The sequence below is a fragment of the Pseudomonas sp. NMI542_15 genome (assembly GCF_021283425.1).
In the GTDB taxonomy this organism is placed as follows: Bacteria; Pseudomonadota; Gammaproteobacteria; order Pseudomonadales; family Pseudomonadaceae; genus Aquipseudomonas; species Aquipseudomonas fortuita.
Genome location: NZ_JAJSRO010000020.1, coordinates 76,051 through 90,885 on the forward strand (window position 1 = coordinate 76,051; position 14,835 = coordinate 90,885).

Genomic DNA, 14,835 nt, shown 5'->3' on the forward strand with positions numbered 1-14,835 from the left:
CCTCTTTGAGCTTTTCCAACACAGTTAGTGGAGAGATCACCTTGGTAGAGTACGTAGTTTCCCTCGATAAGCTCGGCGTCCATGATGTAGAGCATGTGGGGGGCAAGAACGCATCCCTGGGCGAGATGATCAGCAACCTTGCCGGTGCTGGTGTATCGGTGCCGGGCGGCTTTGCCACTACGGCGCAGGCGTACCGCGATTTTCTCGAACAGAGTGGTCTGAACGACAAGATTCATGCGGCGCTCGATGCGCTTGACGTGGATGACATCAACGCCCTGACCAAGACCGGCGCGCAGATCCGCCAATGGGTCATGGAAGCCGAATTCCCGGCACGTCTGGATTCGGAAATCCGAACCGCCTTCGCCGAAATGGCTGCCGGCAACGACAACATGGCGGTGGCCGTGCGTTCCTCGGCCACTGCCGAAGACCTGCCGGATGCTTCGTTCGCCGGCCAGCAGGAAACCTTCCTCAACATCCGCGGCGTTGATAACGTGATCCGCGCGGCCAAGGAAGTGTTCGCTTCGCTGTTCAACGACCGCGCCATCGCCTACCGCGTGCACCAGGGCTTCGACCACAAGCTGGTCGCCCTGTCTGCCGGCGTGCAGCGCATGGTCCGCTCCGAAACCGGCACCGCCGGTGTCATGTTCACCCTCGACACCGAGTCGGGTTTCCGCGACGTAGTGTTCATCACTGGCGCCTATGGCCTGGGCGAAACCGTGGTGCAGGGCGCGGTCAACCCTGACGAGTTCTACGTGCACAAGAACACCTTGCAGGCTGGCCGCCCGGCCATTCTGCGTCGCAACCTGGGCAGCAAGGCGATCAAGATGGTCTATGGCGAAGAAGCCAAGGCCGGCCGCTCGGTCAAGACCGTCGAAGTCGACCGTGCCGAGCGCGCGCGCTTCTGCCTGACCGATGCCGAGGTCAGCGAGCTGGCCAAGCAGGCCATGATCATCGAGCAGCACTACCAGCGCCCGATGGACATCGAGTGGGCCAAAGACGGTGACGACGGCAAGCTGTACATCGTGCAGGCACGCCCGGAAACAGTGAAAAGCCGTTCCAGCGCCAATGTCATGGAACGCTACCTGTTGAAAGAAAAGGGCACCGTGCTGGTCGAAGGCCGCGCCATCGGCCAGCGCATCGGCGCCGGCAAGGTTCGTGTGATCAACGACGTATCGGAAATGGACAAGGTCCAGCCGGGCGACGTGCTGGTTTCCGACATGACCGACCCGGACTGGGAACCGGTGATGAAGCGCGCCAGTGCCATCGTTACCAACCGCGGCGGCCGCACCTGCCACGCGGCGATCATCGCCCGTGAACTGGGTATTCCGGCCGTAGTCGGTTGCGGCAACGCCACCCAGGTGCTCAAAGACGGCCAGGGTGTGACGGTGTCCTGCGCCGAAGGCGACACCGGCTTCATCTTCGAAGGCGAGCTGGGCTTCGACATCAAGCAGAACTCGGTCGATGCCATGCCGGAGCTGCCGTTCAAGATCATGATGAACGTCGGCAACCCGGACCGTGCGTTCGACTTTGCCCAGTTGCCCAACGCCGGTGTCGGCCTGGCGCGGCTGGAGTTCATCATCAACCGCATGATCGGCGTGCACCCCAAGGCGCTGCTCAATTATGCGGGCCTGCCGCCGGAGCTCAAGGAAAGCGTCGACAAACGCATTGCCGGCTACAACGACCCGGTCGGCTTCTACGTCGAGAAACTGGTCGAAGGCATCAGCACCTTGGCTGCAGCGTTCTACCCGAAAAAGGTCATCGTGCGCCTGTCGGACTTCAAGTCCAACGAGTACGCCAACCTGATCGGAGGCAAGCTGTACGAGCCAGAAGAAGAAAACCCGATGCTGGGCTTCCGCGGTGCTTCGCGTTACATCAGCGAATCGTTCCGTGACTGCTTCGAGCTCGAGTGCCGTGCGCTGAAGCGTGTACGCAACGAGATGGGCCTGACCAACGTCGAGATCATGGTGCCGTTCGTGCGGACCCTGGGCGAAGCCAGCCAGGTCGTCGACCTGCTCGCCGAAAACGGCCTGGCCCGCGGTGACAACGGCCTGCGCGTGATCATGATGTGCGAACTGCCGTCCAACGCCATTCTGGCTGAAGAGTTCCTTGAGTACTTCGACGGCTTCTCGATCGGCTCCAACGACCTGACCCAGCTGACCCTGGGCCTGGACCGGGACTCGGGCATCATTGCCCACCTGTTCGACGAGCGTAACCCTGCGGTGAAGAAGCTGCTGGCCAACGCCATTGCCGCGTGCAACAAGGCCGGCAAGTACATCGGCATTTGCGGTCAGGGCCCATCGGACCACCCGGACCTGGCCAAGTGGCTGATGGAGCAGGGCATCGAAAGCGTGTCGCTGAACCCGGACTCGGTGCTCGAGACCTGGTTCTTCCTGGCCGAAGGCCAGGGCGCGGCCTGACGCAGTAAAACGCGGGGGGACGTCTGGCGTGCCCCCGCCTGGTTTTTTCCAGGGCGTGTTCCAGTAATGGTTCCCGCCCTTTTTTGTGCACCAAGCAACCTTATGCAAAGCAGCAGCACTCTATTTCCCGTGGCCCTGCTCAGTGCCGAGCGGCGCGGCGACCTCAGCGAAGACGTGTACCGGATCAAGGCTGGCAACAGCCCCGACCCTAGCGTCGAGCTTGCCCTCACCCGTCTGGGGCTTGCCGATCAGGGGCAGGCCTTTGGCGTGCCGGTCATTCTCCTGCACGGCAGTTTTTCCAATCGGCGTTTCTGGTATTCGCCCAAAGGGGTTGGCCTGGGCGCCTATCTCGCCCGTGCCGGTTTCGATGTGTGGATCCCGGAAATGCGCGGCCATGGCCTGTCGCCGCGTAACCGCGCCTGGCAGCACAACACTGTTGCCGCCTATGCCCGTGATGACCTGCCACTGATTGCTGCGTTCGTGCGCGAGCAGTCGGGCCAGGCGCCGCACTGGGTAGGCCACTCCCTCGGCGGCACGACCCTGGCGGCAGCCTTGGGCGGTGGTTTTCTGGCTGCCGGGCAGGTGGCCAGCGTGGCACTGTTCGGTACCCAGATCAGCCGCGTCTATTGGCCGCTGAAAGTGCCACCGCTGGCCTGGGGCGCGAAGCTGTTGCTCAAGCGCTGGGGGCAGATCTCCGGGCCGCGCTTCAAGCGTGGGCCGGAGGATGAGCCGATCGGTCTGGCGCTGGAGAGCATGCGCTGGCACGGCCTGTTCGGGCGCTTTGGCGACAAGCAGAGCGACTGGTGGGCGGGGCTGGCAGAGGTGGATGTGCCGCTGCTGGCGGTGGCTGGCGCGGGGGACTTCCAAGACCCGGTGTGGGCCTGCCGCAAGCTGTTCGAGCAACTGGGGGGTGAGCGCAAGCAGTTCCTGCGGCTTGGGCGTGAGGAAGGCTTCGACGCCTTCGGGCATGTCGACATGCTGGTGAGCAAGGCTGCGCAGGTGCAGGTGTGGCCGCTGGTGGAACGCTGGTTGCGTAACCCGCTGTTGCCGGTGCACGAGTCCATTGTGGCTGTAGAGCCTTTGCCAGCCAGCTGACCTTGTTTTGTCTGTACCGGCCTCTTCGCGGGTGAACCCGCTCCCACTGGGATTACACAGCACTGAAGTCTTGTGATATCCCTGTGGGAGCGGGTTCACCCGCGAAGAGGCCCGCACAGGCTGAAGATGACCGTTTGGTCCTTGGTGACTACGACAGCCTCCAAGGTGTAGCCTTGGCCGATACCCGCTTTCGTTGTGACTGACAGGAGCCTCCCCATGCAGCATTACGTAACGCCCGACCTGTGTGACGCCTACCCGGACCTGGTGCAGGTGCTGGAACCGATGTTCAGCAATTTTGGCGGCCGTGATTCGTTCGGCGGCCAGATCGTGACCATCAAGTGCTTCGAAGACAACTCGCTGGTCAAGGAGCAGGTCGAACTCGACGGCAAGGGCAAGGTGCTGGTGGTCGATGGCGGTGGCTCGCTGCGCCGTGCGCTGCTTGGCGACATGCTTGCCGACAAGGCCGCCAAGAACGGTTGGGAAGGCCTGGTGATCTATGGCTGCGTGCGTGACGTAGACGTATTGATCCAGACCGATGTCGGCGTACAGGCCCTGGCCAGCCACCCGATGAAAACCGACAAGCGCGGCATCGGCGACCTCAACGTGGTGGTGACTTTCGCCGGGGTAACCTTCCGCCCGGGCGAATATGTGTATGCCGACAACAATGGCGTGCTGGTCTCGCCAAGCCCGCTGAAGATGCCGGAGTGATGCGCCGCACGCGCTGATGGAGCTTTGATGTTCGAGGAAGACAACGCGCAGTGGGGGCTGGTCCATGCCCTGGTGCTCGATGGTAAAGGTAGCGCCCGCCCGATTGCCCGTACCGAACTGGACGACTTGCAGCTGCAACCTGAGCAGAGCCTGTGGCTGCACTGGGATCGCAGCCATCCACAAACCCGCACCTGGCTGCTGCATGACAGCGGCCTGAGCGAGTTTGCCTGCGAGCTGCTGCTGGAAGAAAACACCCGGCCGCGCCTGCTGCCCATGGCTGACGAACAGCTGTTGCTGTTTTTGCGCGGGGTTAACCTCAACCCGGGCGCAGAACCCGAAGACATGGTCTCGGTGCGTATCTTCGCCCAGGCGCAGCGGGTCATATCGTTGCGCTTGCGCCCATTGCGCGCCAGTGACGAGATTCTTCAGTTGCTGGAGCAGGGCAGGGGGCCGAAGTCGGCTTCCGAACTGCTGCTGCTGATGGGCGAGCTGCTGACCGAAAAGGTCCAGGGCCTGGTCAGCGACCTCTCCGAACTGGTCGACCTGGAAGAAGAAAAGGTCGAAGCCGACGAACGGTACACCCCGGAGAACGGCAGCCTGCAGCAGATCCGCCGTCGTGCAGCGGGCCTGAGGCGTTTTTTGGCACCGCAGCGGGAAATCTATGCCCAGCTGTCGCGCAGCAAATGGGGCTGGTTTGCCGATGCCGATGCCGATTACTGGAACGAGCTGAACAACAGCCTGATCCGCTACCTCGAAGAGCTTGAGCTGACCCGCGAGCGCGCTGCGCTGGTGCTGGAGAGCGAAGATCGCCGGCGCAGCGAGCGGATGAACCGCACCATGTACCGCTTTGGCATCATCACTTGCATCTTCCTGCCCATGAGCTTCATCACCGGGTTGCTGGGCATCAATGTCGGCGGCATCCCGGGGGCGGAAAACCCCTATGGCTTCCTGTTCGCCTGCCTCGTCGTGCTGGGGCTGGCGGTGGGGCAGTGGTGGATGTTCCGGCGGTTGCGATGGGTCTAGGTGTTCATTTTGAAACATTCGTGCCAATCGGATGTGTGACCCATTGCCCGGCCATCTCGTCTCTTGCTGACACTGCGCGAGGTGCACATGCACGATCCGTTTGAAGAATCCCTGCGTGACCTGCTCAAGGCGTCACCCTCCGGCAATGACCGGGATGACCTGGACGACGCTGCTTGCCTGGGTCGCGTGCTTAAAACTGCCAACCGTCAGGTTGGCGCGGGTGATCTGTTCAGCCTGCTTGGCCGCTGGAGCCAGGCGCTGCTGATTGCCGTCAATAATGGCTCGGCGCATGTCGCGCCGGTGCGTCGACACTCTTCCCGCAACGCTGCCAGCGGCAGCAAAGCAGATAAGGCCGATTGAATATGGAACTCGATCTCTGGACCCAGAGCCTGGTCACCGCGATGACCGCCCTTTGGACCAAGGTAGCGAACTTCATCCCCAACCTGTTCGGCGCGCTGGTCGTGGTGCTGCTCGGTTTCGTGGTGGCCAAGCTGCTCGACACGCTGCTGTCCAAGCTGCTGGCCAAGCTTGGCCTGGACCGCCTGATGGCCGGCACCGGCCTGACCAAGATGCTCGGCCGGGTCGGCATCCAGGTACCGATCTCTACCTTGATCGGCAAGATTGTCTACTGGTTCGTGCTGCTCATCTTCCTCGTCTCGGCCGCTGAATCGCTAGGCCTGGAGCGGGTTTCGGCCACCCTGGACATGCTCGCCCTGTATTTGCCGAAAGTATTCGGCGCGGCCTTGGTGTTGCTGGTCGGCGTGCTGCTGGCACAGGTGGCCAACGGCCTGGTGCGCGGCGCCGCCGAAGGCATCGGCCTGGAGTACTCGGCGGGCCTTGGGCGTATCACCCAGGGCTTGGTGATCATCATCAGCATCTCGGTGGCCATCAGCCAGCTGGAGGTGAAAACCGACCTGCTGAACCACGTGATCGTCATCGGGCTGATTACCGTTGGTCTGGCGGTAGCCTTGGCCATGGGCCTTGGCAGCCGTGAAATTGCCGGGCAGATTCTGGCCGGAATTTACGTGCGCGAGCTGTACCAGGTCGGCCAGCAGGTGCGAATTGGAGAGGTCGAAGGGCATATTGAAGAAATCGGCACGGTCAAGACTACGTTGCTGACCGATGATGGCGAACTGGTGTCGCTGTCCAATCGAGAGTTGCTCGAGCAGCGCGTCAATAGTCGCTAACCGCACAAAAGCTGTTAATGTATGCCGCCGCGAAATTCGACCCACGGGGTCGCGCGGCGACATTGACCTGACTGTCGGCCAGATCCGTTTTGAATAAAGTTCATTCGCCGCCCATGCGTTATGACCCCCGCGAGCTCACCGACGAAGAGTTGGTGGCGCGTTCGCATGAGGAGCTGTACCACGTTACCCGCGCCTATGAGGAGCTCATGCGGCGCTATCAGCGAACCCTGTTCAACGTCTGTGCGCGTTATTTGGGGAACGACCGTGACGCGGACGATGTCTGTCAGGAAGTGATGCTCAAGGTGCTGTACGGGCTGAAGAACTTCGAGGGCAAATCCAAGTTCAAGACCTGGCTCTACAGCATCACCTACAACGAGTGCATTACCCAGTACCGCAAGGAGCGCCGTAAACGCCGGCTGATGGACGCCTTGAGCCTGGACCCTGTTGAAGAGGCGTCCGAAGACAAGGCACCGAAACCGGAAGAAAAAGGCGGGCTGGACAAGTGGCTGGTGCATGTGAACCCGATTGACCGGGAGATTTTGGTGCTGCGTTTTGTCGCAGAGCTGGAATTTCAGGAAATTGCAGACATCATGCACATGGGCCTGAGCGCGACGAAAATGCGTTACAAGCGCGCGCTAGACAAGCTTCGTGAGAAATTTGCCGGCCTGGATGAAACTTAGTGGCGTGCAAATATCTCTAACGAACCGGCGAGTTCTGCTAGACTTGCCGTCGAGTTGTCCCCCTTGTTTGTGGTGGGACTGCTTAACTATCACCAGATGGGGATTTAACGGATGAAATTGAAAAACACCTTGGGCTTGGCCATTGGTTCGCTCGTAGCCGCTACCTCGATTGGCGCTATGGCACAAGGCACAGGCGCTGTGGAAGTCGAAGGCTTCTACAAGAAAGAGTTCTTCGACAGCCAGCGTGACTTCAAGAACGACGGCAACCTGTTCGGCGGCTCGATCGGTTACTTCCTGACCGACGACGTTGAACTGCGCCTGGGTTACGACGAAGTTCACAACGCTCGTGGCGAAGACGGCAAGAACATCAAGGGCTCGAACACCGCCCTGGACGCCGTTTACCACTTCAACAACCCGTATGACGCAATCCGTCCGTACGTTTCCGCTGGTTTCTCGCACCAGTCGCTGGGCCAGACCGGCCGTGGCGGTCGTGACCACTCCACCTTCGCCAACGTTGGCGCTGGTGCCAAGTGGTACATCACCGACATGTTCTATGCCCGTGCCGGCGTAGAAGCTCAGTACAACATCGACCAGGGCGACACCGAGTGGGCCCCAAGCGTTGGTGTTGGCCTGAACTTCGGCGGTAGCCCGAAGCAAGCCGAAGTCGCTCCAGCTCCAGTAGCTGAAGTGTGCTCCGACTCCGACAACGACGGCGTTTGCGACAACGTCGACAAGTGCCCAGACACCCCGGCCAACGTTACCGTTGACGCCGACGGCTGCCCGGCTGTTGCCGAAGTCGTTCGTGTTGAGCTGGACGTCAAGTTCGACTTCGACAAGTCGGTCGTCAAGCCAAACAGCTACGGCGACATCAAGAACCTGGCTGACTTCATGAAGCAGTACCCACAAACCACCACCGTGGTTGAAGGTCACACTGACTCCGTGGGTCCAGACGCTTACAACCAGAAGCTGTCCGAGCGTCGTGCCAACGCTGTCAAGCAAGTCCTGACCCAGCAGTACGGCGTAGAATCCAACCGTGTTGACTCGGTTGGCTACGGCGAAACCCGTCCGGTTGCTGACAACGCCACCGAAGAAGGCCGTGCTATCAACCGTCGCGTTGAAGCTCAGGTAGAAGCTCAGTCCAAGTAATTGGCCTGATGCTTCATGAAAAACCCGGCCTCGGCCGGGTTTTTCTTTGCCTGGGTTTTAACCGGCCTCACAGCCTGCTCCTGCAGTGAAGGGTATTCAGCCCGCGATTGAAACCAGCTCCAGAGCCTGCTGTTCCCCGACCACTTCCCCAATCACCAGAATCGCCGGGCTACGCAAGCCAAACCCACGCGCATCTTCAACCATGCCCCGCACATCGCTCCTGCACTCCCGCTGCTGCGGCATCGAGGCATTCTCGATCATCACCACTGCGGCTTGTTGCAGGGCGCGTACCGCCTTGAGGGTGAGCAGTTCAGGGTCGCCAGGGCCGGCACCCACCAGCCAGACTTTTGCACTCATCAGGTATTCCTCATCGGCAGGGTCCGCTCAGCCTTTTAGCAGGCTGAACAGCAAAATCAGGTTGAACAGCAGGGACAGCAAGGCCAGGGTGCGCCATACCTTCAGCGGCTCACGCTCCAGCAGTGGCCGTGGCCGGGTGGGCAGCTCCTGGCGGTCGCCGCGTTCAAGCAGCAGCAACCAGTGTTCGGCCGTTTCGAAGCGTTGCGCCGGGTCGGCGGCCACCGCCTGTTGCAGGTTGTGCTGCAGCCATTCCGGCAGGTCGGGGCGGTAGCGCGCGGCGTTGACTGGCTGGCCGAAGCGCGGGCGCTGGAAGGCTTCCACCTCGCCATACGGGTAGTGACCGGTCAGCAGACGGTACAGCGTCACGCCCACGGCATACAGGTCTTGGCGCGGGCTGGGCGGTTGGCCGTCAAACGCTTCCGGGGCGAGGTACGAGGGTGTGCCGGGCACGTCGTGCAGCGGGTCTTCGGACAGGCCTGGGCAGTAAGCCAGGCCGAAGTCCAGCAGGCGCAGCTGGCCATCGCTGCCCAAGTGCAGGTTGTCTGGCTTGATATCGCGGTGCAGCAGGTTGCGCCGGTGCAGCACGCCAACCGCCTGCAGCAGTTGCCGGGCCATTTCCAGCCACTGTGGCAAGGGCAGCGGGCCGTGTTCGGCCAGCAGCGTTGCAAGGGTCTGGCCGGGGTATTCGCGCATCACGTAGTACAGGTGCTGGCGCTGGCTGGCGGCATGCAGTTCGGGGAAATGTCGGCCAGCGACCCTGCGCAGGAACCACTCCTCCAGTAATAGTCCTTGCGCCGCTTTTGGCTCCTGCTCGCGTGCGGCAGGCAGGGTTTTTAGCAGCCACGCTTGACCTTGGCCGTCGCGCACCCGGTAGACCAGGGACTGGCGGCTGTGTGACAGCAGCTGTTCGGTGAGCCAGCCATCGATCACCTGGCCTTCGCGCAGCGGGCCGGGTACCGACCCCTGCTGCAGCTGTGCCAGGGTGTCGCCGAGGTTGGCCGTGCCCAGTTGCTCGACCTGCACCAGCAAGGCACTGGCGTTGTCCTGGCTGCCATTGAGGTGCGCACTGGTAACCAGCGTGTCGACGGCCAGTTGCAGGTCGGGCTGCTCACGCAACACCGCCTGTATATGCTGGTCGCCCAGGCTGGCCCAGACGCCGTCGCTGACCAGCAAGAAGCATTCACCCGCCTGCAGCTCGCCCTCCAGATAATCCACCAGCAGGTGTTGGTCCAGGCCCAGCGCGCGTTTCAGCACATGCTGCATGCCCGGCTGGTCCCACACGTGGTCTTCGCTCAGGCACTGCAGGTGCCCGGCGTGCCAGCGGTACACACGGCAGTCGCCAACATGGGCCAGGGTGAAGCGCCGGCCCCGCAGCACCAGTGCGCTGAGGGTGGTCAACAATGGCTGACCGCTGCCTTGGGCACGCAGCCAGCGGTTCTGTGCCAGCAGCAGGCGGTCGAGGGCCTGGGCCACGCTCCAGGTGGCGGGGGTGGCGTAGTAGTCCAGGGCCAGCGCCTGCAAGCTGGCGCGTGCTGCCAGGCCACCATCGGCGCATTGGCTGACGCCGTCGGCAAGGGCGAACAGGTAGCCCTTGCTGGCGGCCAGCTCTGGCGCTGGGGTAACCAGGCGCAGGGCGTCCTGGTTTTCCTCGCGCGGCCCGGTGGCGCTGGCCTGGGCGAAACTCAGTTGCAGGCTCATCGAGGTGCCTCAGACCCGCGCCGCAGTGACTGCAGCCGAGCCCCAGGTGGTGCGCCAGCGCTGTTTCACGCCGTGCAGGCCGAACCAGGCCAGCAGGCCGAGGCTGGCGAACAGCCACAGCCCCACCTGGTAATCGCCGGTGTGCTGTTTGATGGTGCCAAGCCCGGCGGCCAGCAGGAAGCCACCGATGCCCCCGGCCATGCCGATCAGCCCGGTCATTACGCCGATTTCGTGACGGAAGCGCTGCGGTACCAGCTGGAATACCGCGCCGTTGCCCGCGCCCAGGCCGAGCATGGCGCTGATGAACAGCGCCAGGGCGGCGGCGGCAGACGGCAGGTTGAAACCGACTGCGGCTATGCAGATGGCTGCAACGCTGTACATGCCCAGCAAGGTGCGGATACCGCCGAAGCGGTCGGCCAGGGCACCGCCGAGAGGGCGCATCAGGCTGCCGGCGAACACGCAGGCCGCGGTGTAGTAGCCAGCGGTGACCGGGCTCAAACCGTACTGGTCGCTGAAGTAGCCAGGCAGGGCACTGGCCAGGCCGATGAAGCCGCCGAAGGTGACACTGTAGAAGAACATGAACCACCAGCTGTCACGGTCGCCGAGGGCCTTGAGGTAGTCAGCCATGGCCTTTGGTTTTGGGCGCTGCGGGGCGTTGCGCGCCAGCAGGGCGAACACCACCAGCGCCAGTGTCAAAGGAATCAGCGCAAAGCCAAACACATTGTTCCAGCCAAAACCCGCGGCCAGCGCCGGCGCCAGCAGGGCGGCGAACACTGTGCCGGAGTTGCCGGCGCCGGCAATGCCCATGGCCTTGCCCTGATGCTGCGGCGGGTACCACTGCGACGCCAGCGGCAGCGATACGGCGAACGAAGCGCCGGCAAAGCCGAGGAACATGCCCAGCAGCAGCACCTGTTCATAGCTGTGTACGCCGAAGTGCCAGGCCACCGCCAGCGCGACGATCACCACCACCTGGCCGATCACGCCGGCGGTCTTGGGCGACAGGCGGTCGACCAGTACGCCCATGGCAAAGCGCAGTACTGCCCCGGCCAGGATCGGCATGGCCACCATCAGGCCCCGTTGTTGTGCGCTCAGTTGCAGGTCACCGGCAATCTGCACCGCCAGCGGGCCCAGCAGGTACCAGACCATGAAGCTCAGGTCGAAGTACAGAAACGCAGCGAACAGCGTGGGCACATGCCCGGATTTCCAGAAGCTGGTACTCATCGAACACCTCACTTGGCAATGCAGCGGAACGAAAAAGACGCCGCTACCCGCTCCACGGAGGTGGAGGGGAGAGCGACGTCTTTGTCGGGATTTAAGTGGGGCAACCGCCGTTGGCTACCGGTGCAAATACATCAGCAAGAGCCGGGCCAATTCGGAATATCGAGCAGCGCGGACTTTGTGGGAGCGGCCTTGTGTCGCGATAGGGCTGCGCAGCAGCCCCATGATTTCAGCTTCGCCGCTGAGATTGCCGGGGCTGCTGCGCAGCCCTATCGCGACACAAGGCCGCTCCCACAAAGGCCTGCACTGCTAGCCGAGCATTTCATGCATGGCAATGATCTGCTCTGCCACCTGAATCAGCTTCTGCTGCCGGCTCATGGCCTGGCGGCGCATCAGGGTGTAGGCCTGTTCTTCGTTGCAGTCTTTCATTTTCATCAGCAAACCCTTGGCCTGCTCGATGCGTTTGCGTTCGGCCAGTTGCTGGTCGCGTGCCACCAACTGCGCCTTCAGTGCCTGATCGCTTTCGAAGCGGGCCATGGCCACATCCAGAATGGGCTGCAACCGGGCGGCATGGATGCCTTCGACGATATAGGCACTGACGCCCGCCTGAATCGCCTGGCGCATCACCCCGGGGTCATGCTCGTCAGTGAACAGCACGATGGGGCGTGGCTGGTCACGGCTGACCAGCACCACCTGTTCCATCACATCACGGTCAGGTGAGTCGGTGTCGATCAGCACCACATCCGGGCGCACCGTTTCGATGCAGGCGGGCAGGTCGATGGTCAAGCCTGGGGCTTCGGTGACCTCGAAGCCCGCCTCGATCAGCGCCGCCTTGAGGCGGCCAAGTTTGTGCTGGGTGTCGTCAATCAGCAGGATGCGCAACATGTAGGTCTCCCTCACACGCCGACGCGGGCTTCGGGCAGGTCGCCCAATGCATGCAGGCTGAAACTGCGGGCGTAGCCGTAGGGGTCGCTGCCGTCCCAGCAGGTGCCGTCGATCAGCAGGCTGCTGCGCATCGGCAGCGAAGGGCACGCTACGCCCAGGCTTTGCGCCGCCTCGCTGTACAGTGCCAGTTGCTGTACCTGGCGGGCCACGCCGAGGTAGTCGGGGTCTTCGCGCAGCAGGCCCCAGCGGCGGAACTGGGTCATGAACCACATGCCGTCGGACAGGTATGGCAGGTTGGCCCGGCCGTGGTCGAACAGGCGCAGGGCATGCCGGTCTTGCCAGTGGTTGCCCAGGCCATCCTGGTAGTGGCCGAGCAGGCGTGGCTCGATACTCGCCAGCGGCGTATCCAGATAAGCGCTGCCGCTGAGCAGTTGCGCGGTGCTGCGGCGGTTTTCCGGGCTTTGCTCGATGAACCGGCTGGCGGCGAGGATTGCCTTGATCAGGGCGCGGGCGCTGTTGGGGTACTGTTCGGCGAAGGCGCGGGCGCAGGCCAGGACCTTTTCCGGGTGGTCCGGCCAGATCGACTGGCTGGTGGCCAGGGTGAAGCCTTGGCCCTTGGCGACCGCATCAGCGGCCCAGGGCTCGCCCACGCAGAAGCCGTCGATGCGACCGGCCTGGATGTGTGCGGCCATCTGTGCCGGTGGCACCACCACGCTGTCGACGTCGCGCAGTGGGTGGATGCCCTGGCTGGCCAGCCAGTAATACAGCCACATGGCATGGGTGCCGGTGGGGAAGGTCTGGGCGAAGGTCAGCCGTGCGCCTTGCTGGTGCACCAGCCGCGCCAGTGCTTCAGGGTTGGTCACGCCTTTGCGCTGCAGCGCCGGGGACAGGTTGATGGCCTGGGCGTTCTGGTTCAGTCCCATGAGCACGGCCATATCACTGGCGGGTACCCCGCCAATCCCCAGATGCACGGCGTAGGCCAGGCCATACAGGCAGTGCGCCGCGTCCAGCTCGCCGCTGACCAGCTTGTCGCGAAGCCCCGCCCAGGAGCCCTGGCGGTGGACGTTGAGGGTAAGTCCGTGTTGTTGGGCGAAGCCCTGGGTGGCCGCGACCACCACCGAGGCGCAGTCGGTCAGGGCCATGTAGCCGATGTTCAGGCTGGGCTTCTCGGGCGCATCGCTGCCGTTGACCCAGGCCAGGGGCGTTGCTCGGGGTACAGTGTTCACAAGGTTCCTCGCCTGTACTGATTAGGCTGTGGGCCAAACCGGTGCAACCGATGTGCCAGGGCTGCACTGGCCCATGATTTGCTGTCCTGCCAGCGCCACGGTGGCTATAATCGCCCCCTCACTTACCCCGAGCCTTGCCTGCCCATGTATACCCTGGCCCGCCAGCTGCTGTTCAAGCTTTCTCCGGAAACCTCCCACGACCTGTCCCTGGACCTGATCGGTGCCGGTGGCCGCCTTGGCCTTAACGGCATGCTGTGCAAGCAGCCGGCAGCATTGCCGGTCACGGTCATGGGCTTGAACTTCGCCAACCCGGTGGGCCTGGCTGCCGGCCTGGACAAAAACGGCGCAGCCATCGACGGTTTCGCCCAGCTGGGTTTCGGTTTTGTCGAAATCGGCACCGTCACCCCGCGGCCGCAGCCGGGTAACCCCAAGCCGCGGCTGTTCCGATTGCCGGAAGCCACGGCCATCATCAACCGCATGGGCTTCAACAACCTGGGTGTTGATAACCTGCTCGACCGGGTACGTGCGTCGCGTTACAAGGGCGTGCTGGGCATCAACATCGGCAAGAACTTCGACACCCCGGTGGAGCGTGCCGTCGATGATTACCTGATCTGCCTGGACAAGGTGTACACCGCCGCCAGCTATATCACCGTCAACGTCAGCTCGCCGAACACCCCCGGCCTGCGCAGCCTGCAGTTCGGCGATTCGCTCAAGCAGTTGCTCGATGCCCTGGCCGTGCGCCGTGAGCAGCTGGCCGCTACCCATGGCAAGCGCGTGCCGCTGGCCATCAAGATTGCCCCGGACATGAGTGACGAAGAAACCGCGCTGGTAGCCGCCGCCCTGATGGAATCGGGCATGGATGCGGTGATCGCCACCAACACCACGCTGGGTCGTGAAGGTGTCGAAGGGCTGCCGTATGGTGGCGAGGCGGGCGGCCTGTCGGGCGCGCCAGTGCTGGAGAAGAGCACCCACATCGTCAAGGTGCTGGCAGGTGAACTGGGCGGCAAACTGCCGATCATTGCTGCCGGTGGCATTACCGAAGGCCGTCACGCTGCCGAGAAAATCGCCGCCGGGGCGAGCCTGGTGCAGATCTATTCGGGCTTCATCTACAAGGGGCCGGCACTTGTCCGCGAGGCGGTGGACGCTATCGCGGCAATGCCACGGGTTTGATCGGCAGACAAAAAAAGGGCCCCTT

The 14,835-nt window shown here is 63.0% G+C and carries 13 protein-coding genes and 2 pseudogenes; 9 read left to right on the forward strand and 6 right to left on the reverse strand.

The genetic code is table 11. From position 1 onward, the window contains the following. The first annotated feature begins 41 nt into the window (after positions 1–41). From ppsA to LU684_RS23655, 8 genes are all read left to right on the forward strand, one after another. Positions 42–2,417 (forward strand): phosphoenolpyruvate synthase, encoded by a 2,376-nt coding sequence (gene ppsA, locus LU684_RS23620; RefSeq protein ID WP_016485588.1) that lies wholly within the window; start codon positions 42–44, stop codon positions 2,415–2,417. Positions 2,418–2,519: 102 nt separating this feature from the next. Further along, on the forward strand, positions 2,520–3,512 hold the full coding sequence (locus tag LU684_RS23625; RefSeq protein WP_031311814.1) for an alpha/beta fold hydrolase: 993 nt from the start codon (positions 2,520–2,522) through the stop codon (positions 3,510–3,512). Positions 3,513–3,728: 216 nt separating this feature from the next. After that, on the forward strand, positions 3,729–4,220 hold the full coding sequence (gene rraA / locus LU684_RS23630; protein ID WP_016485590.1) for a ribonuclease E activity regulator RraA: 492 nt from the start codon (positions 3,729–3,731) through the stop codon (positions 4,218–4,220). Positions 4,221–4,247: 27 nt separating this feature from the next. Further along, complete coding sequence (locus LU684_RS23635; protein ID WP_016485591.1) at positions 4,248–5,243, forward strand: zinc transporter ZntB; 996 nt, start codon at positions 4,248–4,250, stop codon at positions 5,241–5,243. Positions 5,244–5,330: 87 nt separating this feature from the next. Further along, positions 5,331–5,603 carry a hypothetical protein gene (locus tag LU684_RS23640; protein ID WP_024717346.1) on the forward strand — a complete coding sequence of 91 codons (273 nt, stop codon included), beginning with the start codon at positions 5,331–5,333 and terminating at the stop codon, positions 5,601–5,603. Positions 5,604–5,605: 2 nt separating this feature from the next. Further along, entirely contained in the window at positions 5,606–6,430 is an 825-nt protein-coding gene (locus LU684_RS23645; RefSeq protein WP_016485593.1) for a mechanosensitive ion channel family protein, read from the forward strand. 113 nt (positions 6,431–6,543) lie between these two features. Then, positions 6,544–7,110, forward strand: a complete 567-nt coding sequence (sigX, locus tag LU684_RS23650) for an RNA polymerase sigma factor SigX (RefSeq protein ID WP_003248665.1) — start codon at positions 6,544–6,546, stop codon at positions 7,108–7,110. 111 nt (positions 7,111–7,221) lie between these two features. Continuing rightward, a complete protein-coding gene (locus tag LU684_RS23655) occupies positions 7,222–8,256 on the forward strand; it encodes an OmpA family protein (RefSeq protein WP_016485594.1) in 1,035 nt (344 codons plus the stop codon). 96 nt (positions 8,257–8,352) lie between these two features. On the opposite strand, the pseudogene LU684_RS23660 reads toward LU684_RS23655, so the two are convergent. The 6 genes and pseudogenes from LU684_RS23660 to LU684_RS23680 form a co-directional block, all read right to left on the reverse strand. Next, a pseudogene (locus tag LU684_RS23660) lies at positions 8,353–8,523 on the reverse strand (uroporphyrinogen-III C-methyltransferase); the annotation flags it as partial. After that, positions 8,511–8,613 (reverse strand): annotated as a pseudogene (locus LU684_RS30830) (SAM-dependent methyltransferase); the annotation flags it as partial. The pseudogenes LU684_RS30830 and LU684_RS23660, both read right to left, overlap by 13 nt. A gap of 27 nt (positions 8,614–8,640) precedes the next feature. Next, positions 8,641–10,311 carry a bifunctional protein-serine/threonine kinase/phosphatase gene (locus tag LU684_RS23665; protein ID WP_016485596.1) on the reverse strand — a complete coding sequence of 557 codons (1,671 nt, stop codon included), beginning with the start codon at positions 10,309–10,311 and terminating at the stop codon, positions 8,641–8,643. Between the two features lie 9 nt (positions 10,312–10,320). Beyond that, on the reverse strand, positions 10,321–11,532 hold the full coding sequence (locus LU684_RS23670; RefSeq protein ID WP_016485597.1) for a nitrate/nitrite transporter: 1,212 nt from the start codon (positions 11,530–11,532) through the stop codon (positions 10,321–10,323). Positions 11,533–11,838: 306 nt separating this feature from the next. Beyond that, positions 11,839–12,414, reverse strand: coding sequence for an ANTAR domain-containing response regulator (locus tag LU684_RS23675; RefSeq protein WP_016485598.1), 576 nt, complete (start codon positions 12,412–12,414; stop codon positions 11,839–11,841). Positions 12,415–12,425: 11 nt separating this feature from the next. Beyond that, positions 12,426–13,640, reverse strand: coding sequence for a CmpA/NrtA family ABC transporter substrate-binding protein (locus tag LU684_RS23680; RefSeq protein WP_024717345.1), 1,215 nt, complete (start codon positions 13,638–13,640; stop codon positions 12,426–12,428). A gap of 144 nt (positions 13,641–13,784) precedes the next feature. Between LU684_RS23680 and LU684_RS23685 the strand changes: the two genes are divergently transcribed. Further along, complete coding sequence (locus LU684_RS23685) at positions 13,785–14,810, forward strand: quinone-dependent dihydroorotate dehydrogenase (protein WP_060519036.1); 1,026 nt, start codon at positions 13,785–13,787, stop codon at positions 14,808–14,810. The last annotated feature ends 25 nt before the right edge of the window (positions 14,811–14,835 follow it).